Origin of the sequence: Aliidiomarina sp. B3213, assembly GCF_003290085.1 — a bacterium.
In the GTDB taxonomy this organism is placed as follows: domain Bacteria; phylum Pseudomonadota; class Gammaproteobacteria; order Enterobacterales; family Alteromonadaceae; genus Aliidiomarina.
On the sequence record NZ_QMKJ01000004.1, the window covers coordinates 16,267 to 32,442 of the forward strand.

Annotated in this window: 15 protein-coding genes; 4 read left to right on the forward strand and 11 right to left on the reverse strand. The window is 46.7% G+C overall.

Annotated features, from left to right (window positions below):
* Position 1 precedes the first annotated feature (1 nt).
* The 10 genes from fliI to DQX04_RS11225 all read right to left on the reverse strand — a co-directional run bounded on the left by fliI (position 2) and on the right by DQX04_RS11225 (position 10,589).
* Positions 2 to 1,327: a flagellar protein export ATPase FliI gene (gene fliI, locus DQX04_RS11180; RefSeq protein ID WP_111916027.1), complete on the reverse strand. Its 1,326-nt coding sequence runs from the start codon at positions 1,325 to 1,327 to the stop codon at positions 2 to 4.
* Positions 1,305 to 2,117, reverse strand: coding sequence for a flagellar assembly protein FliH (locus DQX04_RS11185; protein WP_111916028.1), 813 nt, complete (start codon positions 2,115 to 2,117; stop codon positions 1,305 to 1,307). Before DQX04_RS11185 ends, fliI begins: the two co-directional genes overlap by 23 nt.
* Positions 2,118 to 2,148: 31 nt before the next feature.
* Positions 2,149 to 3,186, reverse strand: coding sequence for a flagellar motor switch protein FliG (gene fliG / locus DQX04_RS11190; protein ID WP_207916396.1), 1,038 nt, complete (start codon positions 3,184 to 3,186; stop codon positions 2,149 to 2,151).
* Positions 3,187 to 3,208: 22 nt separating this feature from the next.
* Positions 3,209 to 4,915: a flagellar basal-body MS-ring/collar protein FliF gene (gene fliF, locus DQX04_RS11195; protein ID WP_111916029.1), complete on the reverse strand. Its 1,707-nt coding sequence runs from the start codon at positions 4,913 to 4,915 to the stop codon at positions 3,209 to 3,211.
* A 25-nt stretch (positions 4,916 to 4,940) separates the two neighbouring features.
* Complete coding sequence (fliE, locus tag DQX04_RS11200) at positions 4,941 to 5,306, reverse strand: flagellar hook-basal body complex protein FliE (RefSeq protein ID WP_111916030.1); 366 nt, start codon at positions 5,304 to 5,306, stop codon at positions 4,941 to 4,943.
* A gap of 103 nt (positions 5,307 to 5,409) precedes the next feature.
* On the reverse strand, positions 5,410 to 6,792 hold the full coding sequence (locus DQX04_RS11205; RefSeq protein WP_111916031.1) for a sigma-54 dependent transcriptional regulator: 1,383 nt from the start codon (positions 6,790 to 6,792) through the stop codon (positions 5,410 to 5,412).
* Entirely contained in the window at positions 6,779 to 7,840 is a 1,062-nt protein-coding gene (locus DQX04_RS11210) for a PAS domain-containing sensor histidine kinase (protein ID WP_207916374.1), read from the reverse strand. The genes DQX04_RS11205 and DQX04_RS11210 overlap by 14 nt, the downstream gene beginning before the upstream one ends.
* Positions 7,841 to 7,927: 87 nt before the next feature.
* A complete protein-coding gene (locus DQX04_RS11215; RefSeq protein WP_111916235.1) occupies positions 7,928 to 9,382 on the reverse strand; it encodes a sigma-54 dependent transcriptional regulator in 1,455 nt (484 codons plus the stop codon).
* A gap of 57 nt (positions 9,383 to 9,439) precedes the next feature.
* A complete protein-coding gene (locus DQX04_RS11220; protein ID WP_111916032.1) occupies positions 9,440 to 9,964 on the reverse strand; it encodes a DUF1285 domain-containing protein in 525 nt (174 codons plus the stop codon).
* A gap of 4 nt (positions 9,965 to 9,968) precedes the next feature.
* Complete coding sequence (locus DQX04_RS11225) at positions 9,969 to 10,589, reverse strand: response regulator transcription factor (RefSeq protein WP_111916033.1); 621 nt, start codon at positions 10,587 to 10,589, stop codon at positions 9,969 to 9,971.
* A 173-nt stretch (positions 10,590 to 10,762) separates the two neighbouring features.
* On the opposite strand from DQX04_RS11225, the gene DQX04_RS11230 reads away from it, so the two are divergent.
* The 4 genes from DQX04_RS11230 to pdxH are packed head-to-tail and all read left to right on the forward strand — an operon-like array spanning position 10,763 to position 15,074.
* Positions 10,763 to 11,770 carry a hypothetical protein gene (locus DQX04_RS11230; RefSeq protein WP_111916034.1) on the forward strand — a complete coding sequence of 336 codons (1,008 nt, stop codon included), beginning with the start codon at positions 10,763 to 10,765 and terminating at the stop codon, positions 11,768 to 11,770.
* A gap of 3 nt (positions 11,771 to 11,773) precedes the next feature.
* Positions 11,774 to 13,459 (forward strand): amidohydrolase, encoded by a 1,686-nt coding sequence (locus DQX04_RS11235; protein ID WP_111916035.1) that lies wholly within the window; start codon positions 11,774 to 11,776, stop codon positions 13,457 to 13,459.
* A 20-nt stretch (positions 13,460 to 13,479) separates the two neighbouring features.
* Positions 13,480 to 14,427 (forward strand): DUF3369 domain-containing protein, encoded by a 948-nt coding sequence (locus DQX04_RS11240; RefSeq protein ID WP_111916036.1) that lies wholly within the window; start codon positions 13,480 to 13,482, stop codon positions 14,425 to 14,427.
* Between the two features lie 2 nt (positions 14,428 to 14,429).
* Positions 14,430 to 15,074, forward strand: a complete 645-nt coding sequence (gene pdxH, locus DQX04_RS11245; RefSeq protein ID WP_111916037.1) for a pyridoxamine 5'-phosphate oxidase — start codon at positions 14,430 to 14,432, stop codon at positions 15,072 to 15,074.
* Positions 15,075 to 15,077: 3 nt separating this feature from the next.
* On the opposite strand, the gene DQX04_RS11250 is transcribed toward pdxH, so the two are convergent.
* Positions 15,078 to 16,136, reverse strand: a complete 1,059-nt coding sequence (locus DQX04_RS11250) for an Ldh family oxidoreductase (RefSeq protein ID WP_111916038.1) — start codon at positions 16,134 to 16,136, stop codon at positions 15,078 to 15,080.
* Positions 16,137 to 16,176: the final 40 nt, after the last annotated feature.

Consider the following 16,176-nt stretch of genomic DNA (forward strand, 5'->3'; position numbering starts at 1 on the left):
CCTAACTCCTAGCCTGCTGCGACAACTGACCAAGCACTGTTGCACAGTCGTCAAATGCTGACACCTCGCGCATACCCTGCTTTAAGTATCGCTCCATAAGAGGCATCATTTGTATCGACTTATCTATTTTAGGATCAGAACCTTGGGTATAAGCTCCGATAGAAATCAAATCACGGCTTCTTTGATAAGTAGAATAAAGTTGCTTAATCGCCATCGCATCTTTTAAATGCTGTTCACTCACCACCTGCGGCATTACACGGCTCACCGAAGACTCAATATCAATCGCAGGATAATGACCTGCTTCAGCTAAGTCACGAGACAGGACAATGTGGCCGTCCAATATTGCTCGCGCGGAGTCTGCAATCGGGTCTTGTAAATCGTCCCCCTCGGTCAATACCGTATAAAAAGCGGTTATAGACCCCTGCCCTTCACCACCATTACCAGCTCGTTCAACCAAAGCTGGTAGTTTTGCGAATACTGAAGGTGGGTAACCTTTGGTTGCCGGAGGCTCACCAATCGCTAATGCAATTTCACGCTGAGCCATTGCATAACGGGTTAGCGAGTCTAACAACAACAGAACATTTAGCCCTTGATCACGGAAATACTCAGCAATTTGCGCTGCAGTTTCACAACCGCGTAAACGCATCAGAGGTGACTGGTCCGCTGGAGAAGCTACCACCACAGAACGGGCCCGACCTTCTTCTCCAAGAATGTCTTCAATAAATTCTTTAACCTCACGGCCACGCTCACCGATAAGCCCCACAACAATCACATCTGCCGTAGTTCCTCGTGTCATCATGCCCATCAGCACACTTTTACCCACACCAGAACCTGCAAACAAACCCATGCGTTGTCCTTGGCCTACAGTAATTAATCCGTTGATTGCAGTAACACCTACATCTAAAGGCTCTCTAATCGGACGACGCACTAATGGGTTCATTTTATGACGTTCACTCGTACCGTGCGCTTGCGTAACCACGGGCCCCAATCCATCTAATGGATTACCAGAGCCGTCAATCACTCGACCAAGTAACTCCATACCTAGAGGAATACCTGCGGTACGAGAAAGGGGACGAACTTTAGCGCCAGGCAGAACGCCGTGCGCATCATCATGAGGCATTAAATAGATTACATCGTCGTCGAAACCTACCACTTCCGCAGTAACTTCGCCTTGAGCTGTTTCTACACCACAAATGGCGCCGATAGCAGCACGCACACCTACGGCTTCAAAGGTAAGTCCAACCACACGAGTGAGGTGCCCTGCTACGTGAGGGCGTGCAGGGTGAATTCTGGCAATATGCTTATCAATCTTCTGACTGAGACTCATCGGAATCTCCGGCAGCTTGCTTTTGCGGCGTATGCCCTTTCAGTAAACTTGCGAACACTTCCTGCATTCGTGTTTCCATAGTGGCGTCGATTTCAACTAAAGGCGTCTGAATTTTACAACCGCCTTGAGATATGGAGTTGTCGGTGTAAACAAACCAATTCTTCTCGTTACGTGTTTTCTCGTCCCAAGTTGCGTCAATCACGTGCATGTCATTTTCGTGCACATAAATCTCAACGCGCTGCGACGTCATACCCAATTCATTAAGTCCACGACGCATGGCTTCCAGAATAATCGTTTCATTCTGCTTAACTTCATTCCAGCAAACGGCAGCGGCCAAAGCTTTAGTTAGGTGCAGCAGCTGAGTTTCTAACGCTTCATCGACTTGTTCTAACGGTTGACGCAAACTCTCAATACGCTGCTCCCATTGCTCCGTTAAGTCCGACTGTATTTTTTCAAGCTGAGCCTGTGCTTGCTCTTCCCCAGCTTCTTTACCTCTGGCTTCACCGTCTGCATAACCAGCCTCAAAGCCTTCTTTATGGCCAGCCTCCAGTCCTTCTTTCTTTCCTTCTGCAAAGCCTTCTTGTCTCGCAGCTTCCCGTAGCTCTTCCAGAGCTTCAGCGGAAACGCCCTGGAACTCGTCACTTTCAGCTAAATCCGAGTCTTCGTCCGCTTCTGGCGGTTCATATTTCCAAGGCATTCGCATGTTCAACGCATTACTACGCTCTTCACTTTCAGACTTATCTTCAGTGATATCGGGTAAATCCCACGCTTTTGCTGATTCGTCACTCATATACAGACCACTTTAAAATGACTACGTCGGTTTATACGAATTGGTCACCGCCACCGCTGCCGAGCATAATTTCACCCGCATCAGCAAGTCGGCGTGCAGTAGCAAGAATATCTTTCTGTGCTTGCTCTGCGTCCACAATACGAACTGGCCCCATGGCCTCAAGATCGTCGCGTAACAAGTCTGCTGCACGCTTCGACATGTTCTTGAAGAATTTCTCGCGAATCTTCTCTTCCGTGCCTTTAAGTGCACGTTGCAGAACTTCACCTTCAACTTCACGCAGCAAGCGCTGAACACCACGGTCGTCCACGTCCACCAAGTTCTCGAACACAAACATAAGGTCTTGGATTTGCTGTCCCATTTCCTCGTCTTGTTCGCGAATCGCGTCCATTAGCGGCGCTTCTACACTGTTGTCTAGGTAGTTCATAATATCTGCCGCTGCTTTCAGGCCGCCCATCTTCGCAGCTTGAGCACCAGACTGACCCGCAAACTGTTTCTCCATAATCTCGTTCAATTCTTGCAATGCAGCAGGTTGAACTTCTTCTAAGTTTGCAATTCGCATCATCAAGTCTAGGCGAACTTTGTCGCTGAACTGAGACATAATCTCTGCAGACTGCTCTGGGTCGAGATACGACATAACAATAGTCTGAATCTGCGGGTGCTCGTTGCGAATAATTGTTGCAACTTGCTTGGAGTCCATCCATTTCAATGAATCCAGGCCTCGAGCTCCGCTACCCATAACAATCTGTTCAATAAGGTTGCCGGCTTTATCTTCACCAAGCGCTGCGGTAAGTGCTTTACGCACGAACTCTTCAGACTTAAAGCCAATGGTCGTAAATTTCTGAATATCATCTAGGAACAAGTTATGTACGGCATTCACTTTCTCCTGGCTGAACTCTTCTAGGCCAGCCATAGCCATACCTACTCGTTGCACCTGTTTCGGCTCAAGGTGTTTAAGAATTTGAGCAGCGTCTTCTTCTGAAAGGCTTAACAATAAGATTGCAGCTTTCTCAACACCGTCTAGTTTGTGCACATCAAACCCGCCTCTTTCCCGCTGTTGGGTAGGCGCCATTTGTGGCATCTGTTGCATTGTATCAGGCATCTTCGTTTAACCACGCTTTGACAACTTGAGAAGAAAGCTCTGGCTCATTAGCCACGAGCGCTCGTACTGCTTTCAATAAATCTTCGTCTTTATGCAAGTCTGGTAGCTTAAGCGTACCATCTGGCGAGAAGCCGATCGACTCACTGTCGAACTGCTGGCTCAACATATCGATGGTCTCGTCACCTAAGTCTTGGTCTTGCATCAACAATGAATCCATTTCGCTATCAACACTGTCTTCTGGGTTGATAAGTTTACGCATCATTGGGCGAACCACGGTAAGTAGCAGAACAACAATAACCATGCCACCCACGATTAAGCGTAAAGCTCTCCACACCCAAGCTTGCTCCCACCATGCAACAGACACATCGGTAGTTAACGCTTCGTGTCTGAAAGCGAAGCTTTCAACTTCTAAGGCGTCACCACGGTTTACATTAAAGCCTAGACCGCCCTGAAGCATACGTCGAATAGAGGCAATTTCTTCTTGGGTAAACGGCTCACGAACAGTTTGTCCTTCCGCATTCGTCACCGTTTTGTGGTCGAGTGCAACAGAAACGCTTAAGCGATCAAGCACGCCAGTTTGCTGACGCATATGACTAATCGTAGTGTCTAATTCATAGTTTCTGGTTTCTTCGCGATGATTGCGGCCAGGAACTGGATTACGCCCGGCACCACCTTCAACTTCTTCTGGAATGTCCGAATCTAATGGAGGTTGGTTTGAAAGCGCGCCAGGAATACCCGCTGTTGTTCCACCCACAGAATTGTCTTCAATCACCATCTCACTGCGTACCGCAGGTAAGTCCGGATTGAACGAACGTTGGGTTTGCTCAAGCTGAGTGAAGTCCATGGTAACGTCTACTTGCGCTGTGTAGTTACCATAACCCACTACAGGTGAGAGAATTTGGTCAATTTTGTCTAGGTACTCGCTTTCACGTTGGCGCTCCAGCTCATATTCACGACGGGCAACAGCAGACATTCCCGTTTGTGACCCCGAATGCAGTAAGCGACCATTCTGGTCAGTCACGGTTACTTCTGAAGTTTCTAATTCTGGTACTGCAGACGCGACTAGATCAACAATAGAATCTATTTCTTCAGGGCGAAGCTGCTGGCGACGAGAATGAACCATAACACTTGCACTAGGTGGTCGCTCACGACGAGTGAACACATTCTCACGTGGAATAGCTAGAAGCACACGAGCCTTATTGATCGACTGCATTTCTTCAATTGTTCTTGCTAACTGCTGTTCACGAGAATGTTTTAAACGCTCGGCTTCAAGTCTTTGGCTCACACCAAAGCCTGGGTCCTGCATCAAGATCTCGTTGCCGGTAGATGTTTGAGTCGCTTGCATGCCTTGGCGAGTCATTTCTAAGCGAATCGCGTTGAAGTCACGCTCCAATACGTAAACGGTATCGCCTTCCACTTTGTAGTCGTGCTGGTTCGCGTCTAAGAAGTCTAATGTTTCAATAAGCTGATCAGTTTCCATACGACCTAACGGACGCATCTCTGGCTCTTGAGCCCACATCATGATGAACACGGCAATAGCTAGGCATATCGCTAGCGCAAGCACGATAATAACTTGACGCATGATATCGATATTCGCTAACGCTCCCATGAAGCCCGACTTTTGCTCTTCATTACTAGAGCTTTGGCTATCTGAACTAGCGTCGTTTCCGGTGACCATTAAATCTGTTGACTCAGCCATATCAGCTTCTCCTAAACCCTATTGATTACACCGGCATGTTCATAATTTTGTCGTATGCTTCTACGACCTTATTACGAACCTGAACAGCTGCTTCAAATGCAATGCTCGACTTCTGCGAGGCAATCATAACTTCTGCAAGTGAGACACTTTCGTCGCCCATCTCAAAACGATTACGAAGCTCACCCGTATTCATTGCCAATTCATTCACGTTATCTATTGCACTTTTCAACATACCGCCGAAGTCTGCACGAGACTCGCTTCCGGCTTGAACCGGTTCAATGTTTTGTGAGGGTAATGGGGTAACTTGCTGAGACGTTGCCTGCTGAGATGCACGCAAATCTGCAAGCATAGCCTGCATGTCTGCCATAAGTGGATTATTGGTTACGTTCATACAAAAAACCTCTTACCTAGATACTGTCAATCTTCTGACAATGATTCGATAAGAGGTTTTATGCAGAAATAATGCCAACTATAAAAGCTGGCATTATCAGGGGTTACGGAAGGGCTATACCTTGGTCTCTCATTCTGGCTAACTTGTACCTGAGCGTACGTGGGCTAATGCCTAAAACTTCCGCAACAGCTTTTCTTTTACCGTTGAATTTATGCAACGTATCCAGAATTATTTGCTGCTCTTGCTGTTTCAGCTCATTGCCTAATCGCTCTGCTGGCTGACTCGCAGAATTCACCGTCTCAGGAATAACCTGTTCAGGCATAATTTCCGGCCCCCGGCTTGCGTCAATAGCGTGAAAGCGCTCGTCCAGCATAATATCAGCATCGTCTATTTTGCCGTCTAAGTGCATGATCAAGGCGCGTTGGATAACATTTTCTAACTCGCGCACATTACCTGGCCAACGATAGCTAGACAGTTTCTTTTGCGCATTCAGAGTAAGTGCAGGCATGTCTACGCCGGTTCTTTCACAATGGCGTTCAAGTAAATGCTGTGCCAAAGGAAGAATATCGCCAGGGCGATCACACAAAGGCTTCCAGCCTAGTGGGAACACATTTAAGCGGTAATATAAGTCTTCTCGGAATTGTCCGCTCTCCACGGCTTCACGTAAATCACGGTTACTGGTTGCGACAATACGAACGTCCAGTTGAATTTCTTTTCGAGACCCTAAACGCTCTACTTTGCGTTCTTGTAACACACGAAGTAATTTGGCCTGTAGACCTAAATCCATTTCAGTGATTTCATCGAGCAGCAATGTGCCTCCATTCGCTTGCTCGAACTTACCTACACAGCTTTGAACCGCGCCAGTAAACGCGCCTTTTTCATAACCGAATAATGTTGCTTCCAACATATTTTCTGGAATCGCCGCACAATTAATGGCTACAAACGGACCATCTTTGCGGTTTGAAGCATTGTGAATAAACTGCGCTAATACTTCTTTACCTGAACCACTTGGCCCAGTCACCATTACCGTAGCTTCCGCTTGAGCAACCCGTTGTGCAAGTCGAAGCAACTCTTCACTGGACTGGTCACCCACCACAGGTCGGGTAATCAACGAAGGCTTTTTCGGAGCATAACGTTCAATCAACTCCAATAGTTGTTCGGTCGCAAACGGCTTACTCAAATAGTCAACCGCGCCAATTCTCATTGCTTTAACCGCGTCATCCACTTGCGCATAGGCAGTCATCATAATGACGGGAATTTCATAGCCCTGCCGTTGAATACTAGTGAGTAGTTGAATACCACTAATTCCACCAAGCTGAACGTCACTGAGTATCAGCCCAGGAATTTGCTCTTTAATAAGAATTAATGCCTGCTCTGCACTTGAAGCTGTACGCACATTGTAGCCATTTAACTCTAATGTATCGGTCAGTGCTTCGCGGAGCGAGCGATCGTCTTCAACCAATAATATATTTTTATTGTGATTCATTTGCGCCTCCTTGAGGCAAACACAACTCAAACCGTGTTCCCTTGCCTTCTTCGCTGTGAACATCTACGGAACCTTGATGAGCATTCATTACCGTTTTAACCACGGCAAGCCCAAGACCAGTTCCATGCTGCTTGTTGGTAAAAAATGGAGTAAAAATATCGTGCAGAACATTTTGTGGAATTCCGCAGCCTTGATCAGAAATCGTCAACTTAACGTCGGTTTGGCTTGCACTGCACTGAACGGTAACTTCTCCTTCTACAGAAGAAGCTTGTATTGCATTCACAATCAAGTTTTGCAGCGCGCCGGCTAATGCATTTTCATTACCGATAACAAAAACGTCTTGCTGGGGCTGCTCAATCACTAACTTCACATGGTGCTGCTCGGCAACACCCTCTGTTTGCCCATGTACAACATCTAACAGGTGGCGAATAGAGAGACGTTTAACCGGTTGTTGCTCACCACTTTTGGCGTACAACAGCATGTCGTTTAATTGGCTCTCTAGATCCAGCAACCTGTCATTCAGCTTGCCAGCAAATTTCTTGCGCTGATCAGCGCCTAACTCTTCGCGCTGCAAGCCTTCGGCATATAGCATTGCGGCTGAAAGCGGCGTACGGATTTGATGCGCCAAAGAAGCAACCATTTTTCCCATGGCTGTAAGCCTTTGCAGATGGCTGATTCTCGAAAGCAACGCTCGCGTTTCGGAAAGGTCGGTTAGAACAATAAGCTGACCTGGTTCGGGGCTTAAAGAGGAAATATCAAGTCGTACCCGACGCCCAGAATATAAAGACACCTCATGGCCATCGTCCGCTTGTGGGCGAAAAGCTCGATCGATCACGTCTCGCCAGCGCGTACCTAATAAAGGGTCGCCTAGTAGTCGTGTAGCTTCGTCATTTACCTCTCGCACAATCCCTCTAGCGTCAAGCAACACAACGCCATTAGGCATAGCATGTACTAAGCTTTTCACTCGAGCAGCAGCAGAGGTTCGGTTACGCCCTTTCACCGGCTGTGGGATAGACTCAACTGACGAGGTCGACATTGTAGGTGCCATAATTCCGTCTCCAATAAAACTTGGACAGAACCATGCAACCAATATGCCAATAAATCATGAAAGGTTTTTGCTTTATTTTTTAAGACGTTAGTCTTCTTTGGCGAGTTGGTACTTTTTCATTTTTTCGACCAGAGTTGTTCTACGCATGCCTAGCCTTTCCGCTGCGCGCGCTACAACCCAGTCTTGTTGTTCTAACGCTTGACGAATCAGATCAACTTCTAAGTCACCTAGTAGGGTTTTCAAGTCTACGCCTTCCTCAGGTAAACGCGCCGGCACTAACCCAGAACCTTCTGGGTAAAGCACGTCATCGAGTACGGCTTCATCTTCCGCGAACATTGCGTTTAATGCATCGCGTTCTTGCATCTCGTCTGGGTATGAAGGTTTATAGGGTTCTGCTGTAGCATCTCGGTATTTCCCCGGCAAATCGGCTACGTCAACAACACGCCCTGCGTGAGTTATGCATAACCGTTCAATAAGGTTCGCAAGCTCCCGAACATTCCCCGACCAACGATGTGTCGTTAGTGAGCCAAGCGCATTGTCAGTAAATCGAAGCTCTATGCCTTCGCGCTCTTTTTGACGACTTGCTAGTTCTTGAACCAACAGAGGAATATCGTCGTCTCGCTCGCGTAGCGCAGGCATTTCAATCGGGAATACGTTTAATCGGTAATACAAGTCTTCGCGGAACTTGCCTTCCTTAATCAACTCTTCCAAATGCTGGTGCGTTGCGGCCACAACCCGAACGTCGGCTCGCAATGTCTTATTACCACCAACTCTTTCGAATTCTCTTTCTTGCAATACACGTAACAACTTCACTTGCATTGGCATGGGCATATCGCCAATTTCGTCCAGAAACAGTGTTCCGCCTTCAGCGAGCTCGAAGCGCCCTTTTCGTGTACCAATAGCACCGGTAAACGCGCCTTTTTCGTGGCCAAATAGTTCACTCTCTAAAAGGTCAGGTGGAATAGCCCCACAATTCACCGGAACGAAAGGCCCCTTGCTTCGAAGTGAAGTGTCATGAACGCCTTTCGCAACCACTTCTTTACCCGTTCCCGACTCACCTAGAATCAATACGTTGGCATTAGAAGGTGCAACTTGTGCAATTTGGGTACGCACTTCTTGCATAGCTTCGCTTTTGCCCACCAAAGACTGGGCGAGTAAAGATACACGTTGAGAATAACTAACGTCTTCATGGTCAGGCTTTTGTCGGTGATATTCCTGCGCGTAATGCAGCAGTCGAATCACTTCACCATACGAAGGTTGCTCGCTTAACTGCCCTAAGCAATTCACCGGAGCTAGCGTTTCTTGGGTTACATCGGAAGTAGCAATAAAAGGAATACTGGGGTTGTTGAGTAAAAACTGAGCATCAATTTTTGCAGAGTCTATAACCACAATCACTGGCGACTGGGGTGAGCTTTTCAAAAGCCTTTGGCCTTCAGCGAAGTCGACAGCCATAGCTTTCTCACCAACGAACATAAAAATAGTTCGCAGCTCACGCAAGCGGCTTTCGTCTTCTGAAATAATGATTACCGATGTATTCTGCAAGTCAGTCAATTCCAATCCAACCTCATCTTTTGGAATTTATATACTTTCTTATTCAGCTTAATCTAATTTGAATCGTTGTGAACCACTTTGCAAGTAATATCCTGCATCTTCACCTTTATTGGCAGGCTGCACATGGTCACTCCACTGATAATAAACATTTCGGTGCACGCGAGCCAGAAGATTATCTCTTAACTTGACCGCAGGCAGCTCTTTGTCAATCACAATAGGATGCTCTTCGCCAATAATATACCTTTCTTCTATATTGGTTTCGACCAGCATATGCATTAATTGTGAGTCTTGTTCTTGGTGCCACTTCCACGAGGTCACTAGAAAGGGAAGGTCTTCCACGGTAATGCCGACCTTCTCTGCTGGTGTAACGAGGTAGTATTTGTCATCTTGCAGTGTAATCACACTCGCGAAAAGCTTAATTAAAGCTAGGCGATTGATTTTGCTGCCCTCGTGCCACCAACTGCCGTCAGACTTAATAACTAAGTCCATTTCTCCGCAATATGGAGGGTTCCACAACTCTGTCGGCGCACGGTTTTGGCGCTCCAGTTGGTTCTGCAGTGATTGCAGATCCATAAAACTATCCCACTACTTTGTTTTGTCTTAGCAAATACCAAAGTGTAGCTTCTGTCCGGTTCGAAACCTTAATCGCTTTAAAGATTGACGATAAATGAACGCGAATCGTGCCTTCGGTGATGCCAAGGATATTGGCAATTTCCTTATTTGAAAGTCCTTGCGCCAGCAACTGCATAATTTCTTGCTGACGAGGTGACAAACGGCGCTCGGGGTCGTAACGAGAACTATCATCACGACTACTCGAGTCAGGAATATAATTTCTGCCCTGTAGCAAGCCATGCACAGCTAATTTTACTTCTTCGGCGGAAGTGTCTTTTCGCAAATAACTAGACGCGCCTTGCGACAAACATTGGCGTATATCACTTTGATGCTGGCGCCATGTAAACAAAACGATGTTAGCGTCTGGAACCAACTCCAAAAGCCTTGGAACTACGGCTTTGTGGTCAATATCAGGCATGTCTAGCTCGGTAAATATTAGGTCATAAGTTTCCCCACTAGTCAGGTAGCTTTCGGCTACTTGAAAGTCAGTCGCTTCATAAATAGCAACATTGGACGTGTAACCAGTAAGCAGATAAATTAACCCTGAACGAGTGAAGAACTGTGGATCTATGATCAATATTTTCATGCGATTCAATATCTCGTAGTGAGCAAATTCGCTCACCTATTGTTTAGCGTTAGCGCAATTGCGAAAAGTACTTTTTATTTTCATTATGCTTTATATTAAGCATTGTATTTAAAGGTATACTTTAACAAATATATTAGTCAAATGTTACCTTTCTTGAGGGTGGTTTATACGATTTGCTTAAATTAATAGACTTCCGTTATGCCCTTCTGGCTTTTGCCATATTTCTGACCGCATGTAGTCAGGCGCCAAAAGATGTTGAGTTTATCGACCTGAACTTAGACAGAATCAATGCTGCACAGTTTAACCAAACAGGTGATTTGGCGGTGTCGGTTGGACGTGACATAGGCGTCTATAGTTTTGCCGGTCAGTTGCAGAACTTATTGAACTTACCCGAACCTGACGGAGTGTGGTTTGTTGAATGGGCGAACGACAATACACTTTGGATTCACGACCGCCAGCAAATTATCGTCTGGCGACCGCAGCAAGAACAAACTCAGTCCCTTACTTTAGATATTTCAGGCCCAATCCGCACACTAAGCGCAGCAGGCTCTTATGGCTTAGTTGCTCTGGAAAACAACAATGTATACTGGTTTAACACAGATGCCAGTCAACCCAATGGGTTAACGCAGTCCAAACTGTTTACGACAGCCAACCACCAAGCTATGCAACTCGAAGTGATGCTGCACGATGACCAAGTTAGTTTTTTCGCACTATTAAGAAATGGGTATCTGATACGAGGCAACCCTAATTCATCAGAATTAGAAACATCCGTACTGCCTCAGTCGCCTATTGCTCTGATGTTTGGCGGCCCCAATAGCAATAGCATTTATGCTCTTTTAGGTAGTTCAAACAATCCGCTAGCTACTCAGAACACCATTCAGGTACTCAATGTAAATACGCGGCAAAGATTCCCAAGTGTAAGTGTAGAGTCCGGCGTTTCAGTGGCACGATATACTTCCTATGGCGTTGTTGTGGGCGGAGGTAACAACCAGTGGCATGCTTGGGGTTCAGTTAACCAAGCTTGGCAACATGGTTACGCGCAAAAACATTCTAATCCTTTGCATCGAACTGACATTATTGATGTATTTGAGTACGCAAACCATATAGGATTATTAACATCAGATGGCGTTATCCAAAAATGGCCAACTTCATACTTCTTTGAGGAAACTGAGCAGGAATAAGCAATGAGACCTTTAAGTGTAATCATAACCTTTGTCGGATTTCTATTCGCAGCCACTTCATTCAGTAGCACCGCCGAAACGGTAACCTATTACAACATGAACGGTTATAGCTTTACGCAGGGCATTGGGGAAGAAGCTCAACTAACACGCTTTACCACTATGGTAGTCACCGACGGCAGAATTGTAGCGACTGGCGACCATGGCTTAAGACAGCTTGTCGAAGCAAACCGAGAAATAGATTTTCATGGCAAAACTGTTTTACCTGGCATCATTGACGCGCATGGACACATTCAAGGACTCGGCCAAAACCTCAATGAGGTAGATTTGCGAGGTATTAACAGTAAAGCCTCTTCGGTTGCTCAGGTCGCAAACTATGCCGACCAAAACCTCGACCTGGACTGGATTATCGGTAGAGGCTGGAACCAAGTGCTTTGGCCAGAGAACGCTTTTCCCAATCGCCAAGACATAGACAACGTGATTAGCGACCGTCCTGTGTGGTTAACTCGCATTGACGGGCACGCAGGATGGGCGAATTCAGCCGCACTAGAACTAGCTGGCATCACGGCAGAAACTCAATCGCCAGACGGTGGCGAGATTGTAAAAGACGAAAACGGCAACCCTACCGGCATTCTTATCGACACCGCCATGGAACTGCTCACTCAGCACATCCCAGGAGCATCTGAACAAAGTATTCGTAGTAATTATCACGCGGCTTTCGACCAGCTTTTATCGTTAGGAATCACTCAGGTTCATGACGCAGGAGCCGACGCCCGTCACTTGAATATTTACCAGCAACTGCTAAGTGAAGGAGCATTACCTATTCGAGTTCACGCTATGATTGCAGGCAATAGTCCTAACCTCGAAGCGTTACTCGAGCAAGGTACCTCAAGAGACGAATTCGACCGTTTGCAAATTAACAGTGTAAAACTCTACGGAGACGGAGCATTAGGCAGCCGAGGAGCGGCACTTATTCATCCGTATAGTGACGACCCTGACAATTCAGGCCTACTTGTCACGCCAGAAGAGCGGGTTTACCAGCTATTCAGCACGATTCACAATGCAGGCTTTCAAGTGAACTATCATGCCATTGGTGACTATTCAAATCGTTTAGCACTCGACACATTTGCTCAGCTTGAGCAGGAACATGAAGCACCGCTTGCAGAAATGCGTCACCGTATTGAGCATGCTCAAATCGTGCAAGTAGAAGACATTCCTCGATTCAAAACACTGGGTATTATTCCTTCCATGCAACCCACCCATGCCACCAGCGACATGAACATGGCTGAGGACAGAGTAGGCACCGAGCGTATAGCAGGAGCTTATGCATGGCGCACATTTTTAGATCAAGGTTCTATTATTGCTGCAGGTTCTGACTTTCCAGTTGAGCTTGCGAATCCTTTTTACGGCATTCATGCAGCAGTAACTCGGCAAGATCGAGATAACCAACCGGTAGAAGGTTGGCACCCGGAGCAGCGTATGAGCGTTGAAGAAGCGATTCGCTCATTTACCATAGACGCTGCTTTTGCGGGACATTTCGATGACGATACAGGTTCACTAGAACCAGGAAAATGGGCTGACTTCATTGTCATTAATAAAGACCCTTTTACCATTGCGCCTGAACACCTTTGGAAAATTGATGTGCTTGCCACGTATGTTGCTGGTGAACGTCAATACAAGAAGCAGCATTAGAACTAAGACAAGGACTTAGCATGACCGACTCATTTATGTTTGCTGACGAGCCCGAGCAAGTTGAGAGCGTTGGAGACATCGAACCATTTCATATCTTAATCGTGGATGACGACGAAGAAATACATGTCATTACAAAAATGGCTTTAAGTGAGTTTAAACTCGATGATCGCCCCTTATCTTTTACATCGGTATACTCTGGCAAAGAAGCAAGAGCATTACTTGAGTCACGAAACGACTTTGCATTAATGCTACTCGACGTAGTCATGGAAGACGACCATGCAGGCTTGGATCTTGTGAAGTGGACACGCGAAGTTCTCAAAAACAGTATGATTCGTATTGTGCTTCGCACCGGGCAACCAGGCCAAGCGCCGGAAGAAGAAGTCATCTCAAAATACGAAATAGACGACTATAAAGAGAAAACAGAGCTTACTTATCGGAAACTGATGACCTTGATGTATTCAAGCTTGCGTGCATTTCGAGATCTACAAGCTATCGAGAAGTATAAGCAAGGTTTAGAACGCATTATTGAGGCTTCAGCAGAAATATTCAGTGCCAAGTCGATGAGCCAGTTAAGTCAAGGCATTCTGGAGCAACTTGTAGCCCTACTCACACGCTCTTATTCTGCCGCGTATTACCGAGTCGACGGCTTTACCGCGAGTGGTGACGAACAACACCCTATGCATATCATTGCCGCTACTGGCGATTTCAAGAATGAAATTGGGCAGTCTGTTAACCATTCACTCGACCGAGAAATCATTACTAAACTTATCAATGACAAAGCAACTGTAAGCTTCGAGGTTGTTGGAAATACTTACTATGGCGTTTACAAAACGTCTTCTAAACATTTCTATCTGCTTTATATTCGCGGCATTAACGACCTAAACGAAACCGACAGAAAGCTGCTGAATATGTTTATGAATAATACCGCCATTGCCTTTGAGCATGCAGAAGTAGTAAAGGACAACTAACCATGGGTATCGAAGATATTCGCCGCGACTACACTCGGGGAACATTCAACGAACAAACCGCACATGAAATGCCTCATGAGCAATTTTTGCAGTGGTTTAACGACGTACTTAACGATGACTCCCTAACAGACCCAACGGCCATGGTCGTAGCATCATACGAGGAGGAGTCGGGTATTTCCCAGCGCGTAGTTCTACTCAAAGGCTCAACCCCCGAAGGTTATGTATTCTTTACCAACTATCAAAGCAGAAAGGCTCAGGCATTGCTCACTCAGCCCCGCTGTAGTTTGCACTTTTCATGGCTACATGCAGAACGTCAAATAGCTATTGAAGGCATAGCGAGGCCACTTAGCGACGAAGAAAATGATCGCTATTTCGCGTCTCGTCCACGTGCGAGCCAGCTTGGTGCATGGGCTTCTCACCAGTCCGAACCTATTGCCAACCGAGAAGCACTTGAGTCGGCCTTTCAAAGTGCCGAAGCACGTTTTCAGAATGAAGAGACCGTGCCTAGACCTGAGTATTGGGGTGGTTTTAGAGTAGAGCCGACACGTTACGAGTTTTGGCAAGGCGGCGCGGCCCGGCTGCATGACCGCGTGGAATATCTTCGCAACAGTAAAGGTGCGTGGTTTAAACAACGGCTGCAGCCTTAAACCCTAGACACTGGGCGGTTGAATTCCCAACCGCTCACTGCAACTTACTAATTTCGACCATATAATACTGTCGAGCTTAACGCCCTCTTGTAACTGCTTCTTCCGCAAAGCATACGCACGCTCTCCAGGAATCCGAACAGGCTCGCGTTCCACTATGGGCAAGCTATCTCGGCATCTTTGCAACAAGTCGTCTGTTACGCGTTTAAACTGGGCTAACTCGCCGAATGCAGAAGGGTCCATAACCTGTACGAACAGTGAGTTCCGTTCCCCGTCACTCACACCGTCCATTCGCCCGTAATTACTCAACGCCATGGTCCAAATTTCAGACATCAAACATAGCGCATAGCCCTTATAACCATGTTCAGCACCGCCAATAGGCATCAACGCCCCACCCTCTTTTAAATATGTTTCCGGGCGGTTCGACACCTCTCCATATGCGTCTACCAATGCTTGGAAAGGAAGTAATTCGCCGCGGTCGTTCGCTTGGTTCACCTTTCCTGCTGCAGTAATTGAGAAGCTCATGTCTACCCATAGCGGAACGCTAGAAGTAGGTACCCCAAGTGCGTAAGGGTTGGGTGAAAATACACGCGACTTTCCACCGAAAGGCGCAACGCTAGCTTGCGCTGGCGTGGAAGCTATCATAGAAACCACTAAGCCTTGGCTGGTTGCTTGCTCAAGATATGAGGCTAAGCACGCAACATGATCGGCTTTACGAACCACTATCGTTCCCGTTCCCGCTTCTTTTGCCATTTCACATGCTCTTTTTACAGCGAGTGGAGCAATGTAAATACCAGGGAGAGTGTGGGCGTCCCACGTTTCCACTGCTGCTCGACGTTTAACAATCTCAACTTCTGCGTTCGAGTCAGCTTCTATTTTAACAAGGCGCTTTACATTGTATGGCAACCTGCGAAGCCCGTGTGTTGAAAAGCCAAGTAAGTCGGCCTGAATCAAACTTTCTGCCATGACATTTGCTTGTTCAGACTTAGCACCTGCTTTTTCGAAACAAGAAACCGCCCAGCGTCTTAAGGTTTCATAGGAAATAGAAACGCCTTCGTTATTCATTTTCACCCCGGTTATGCGCTACTATGGTTTCTTTAGTGTA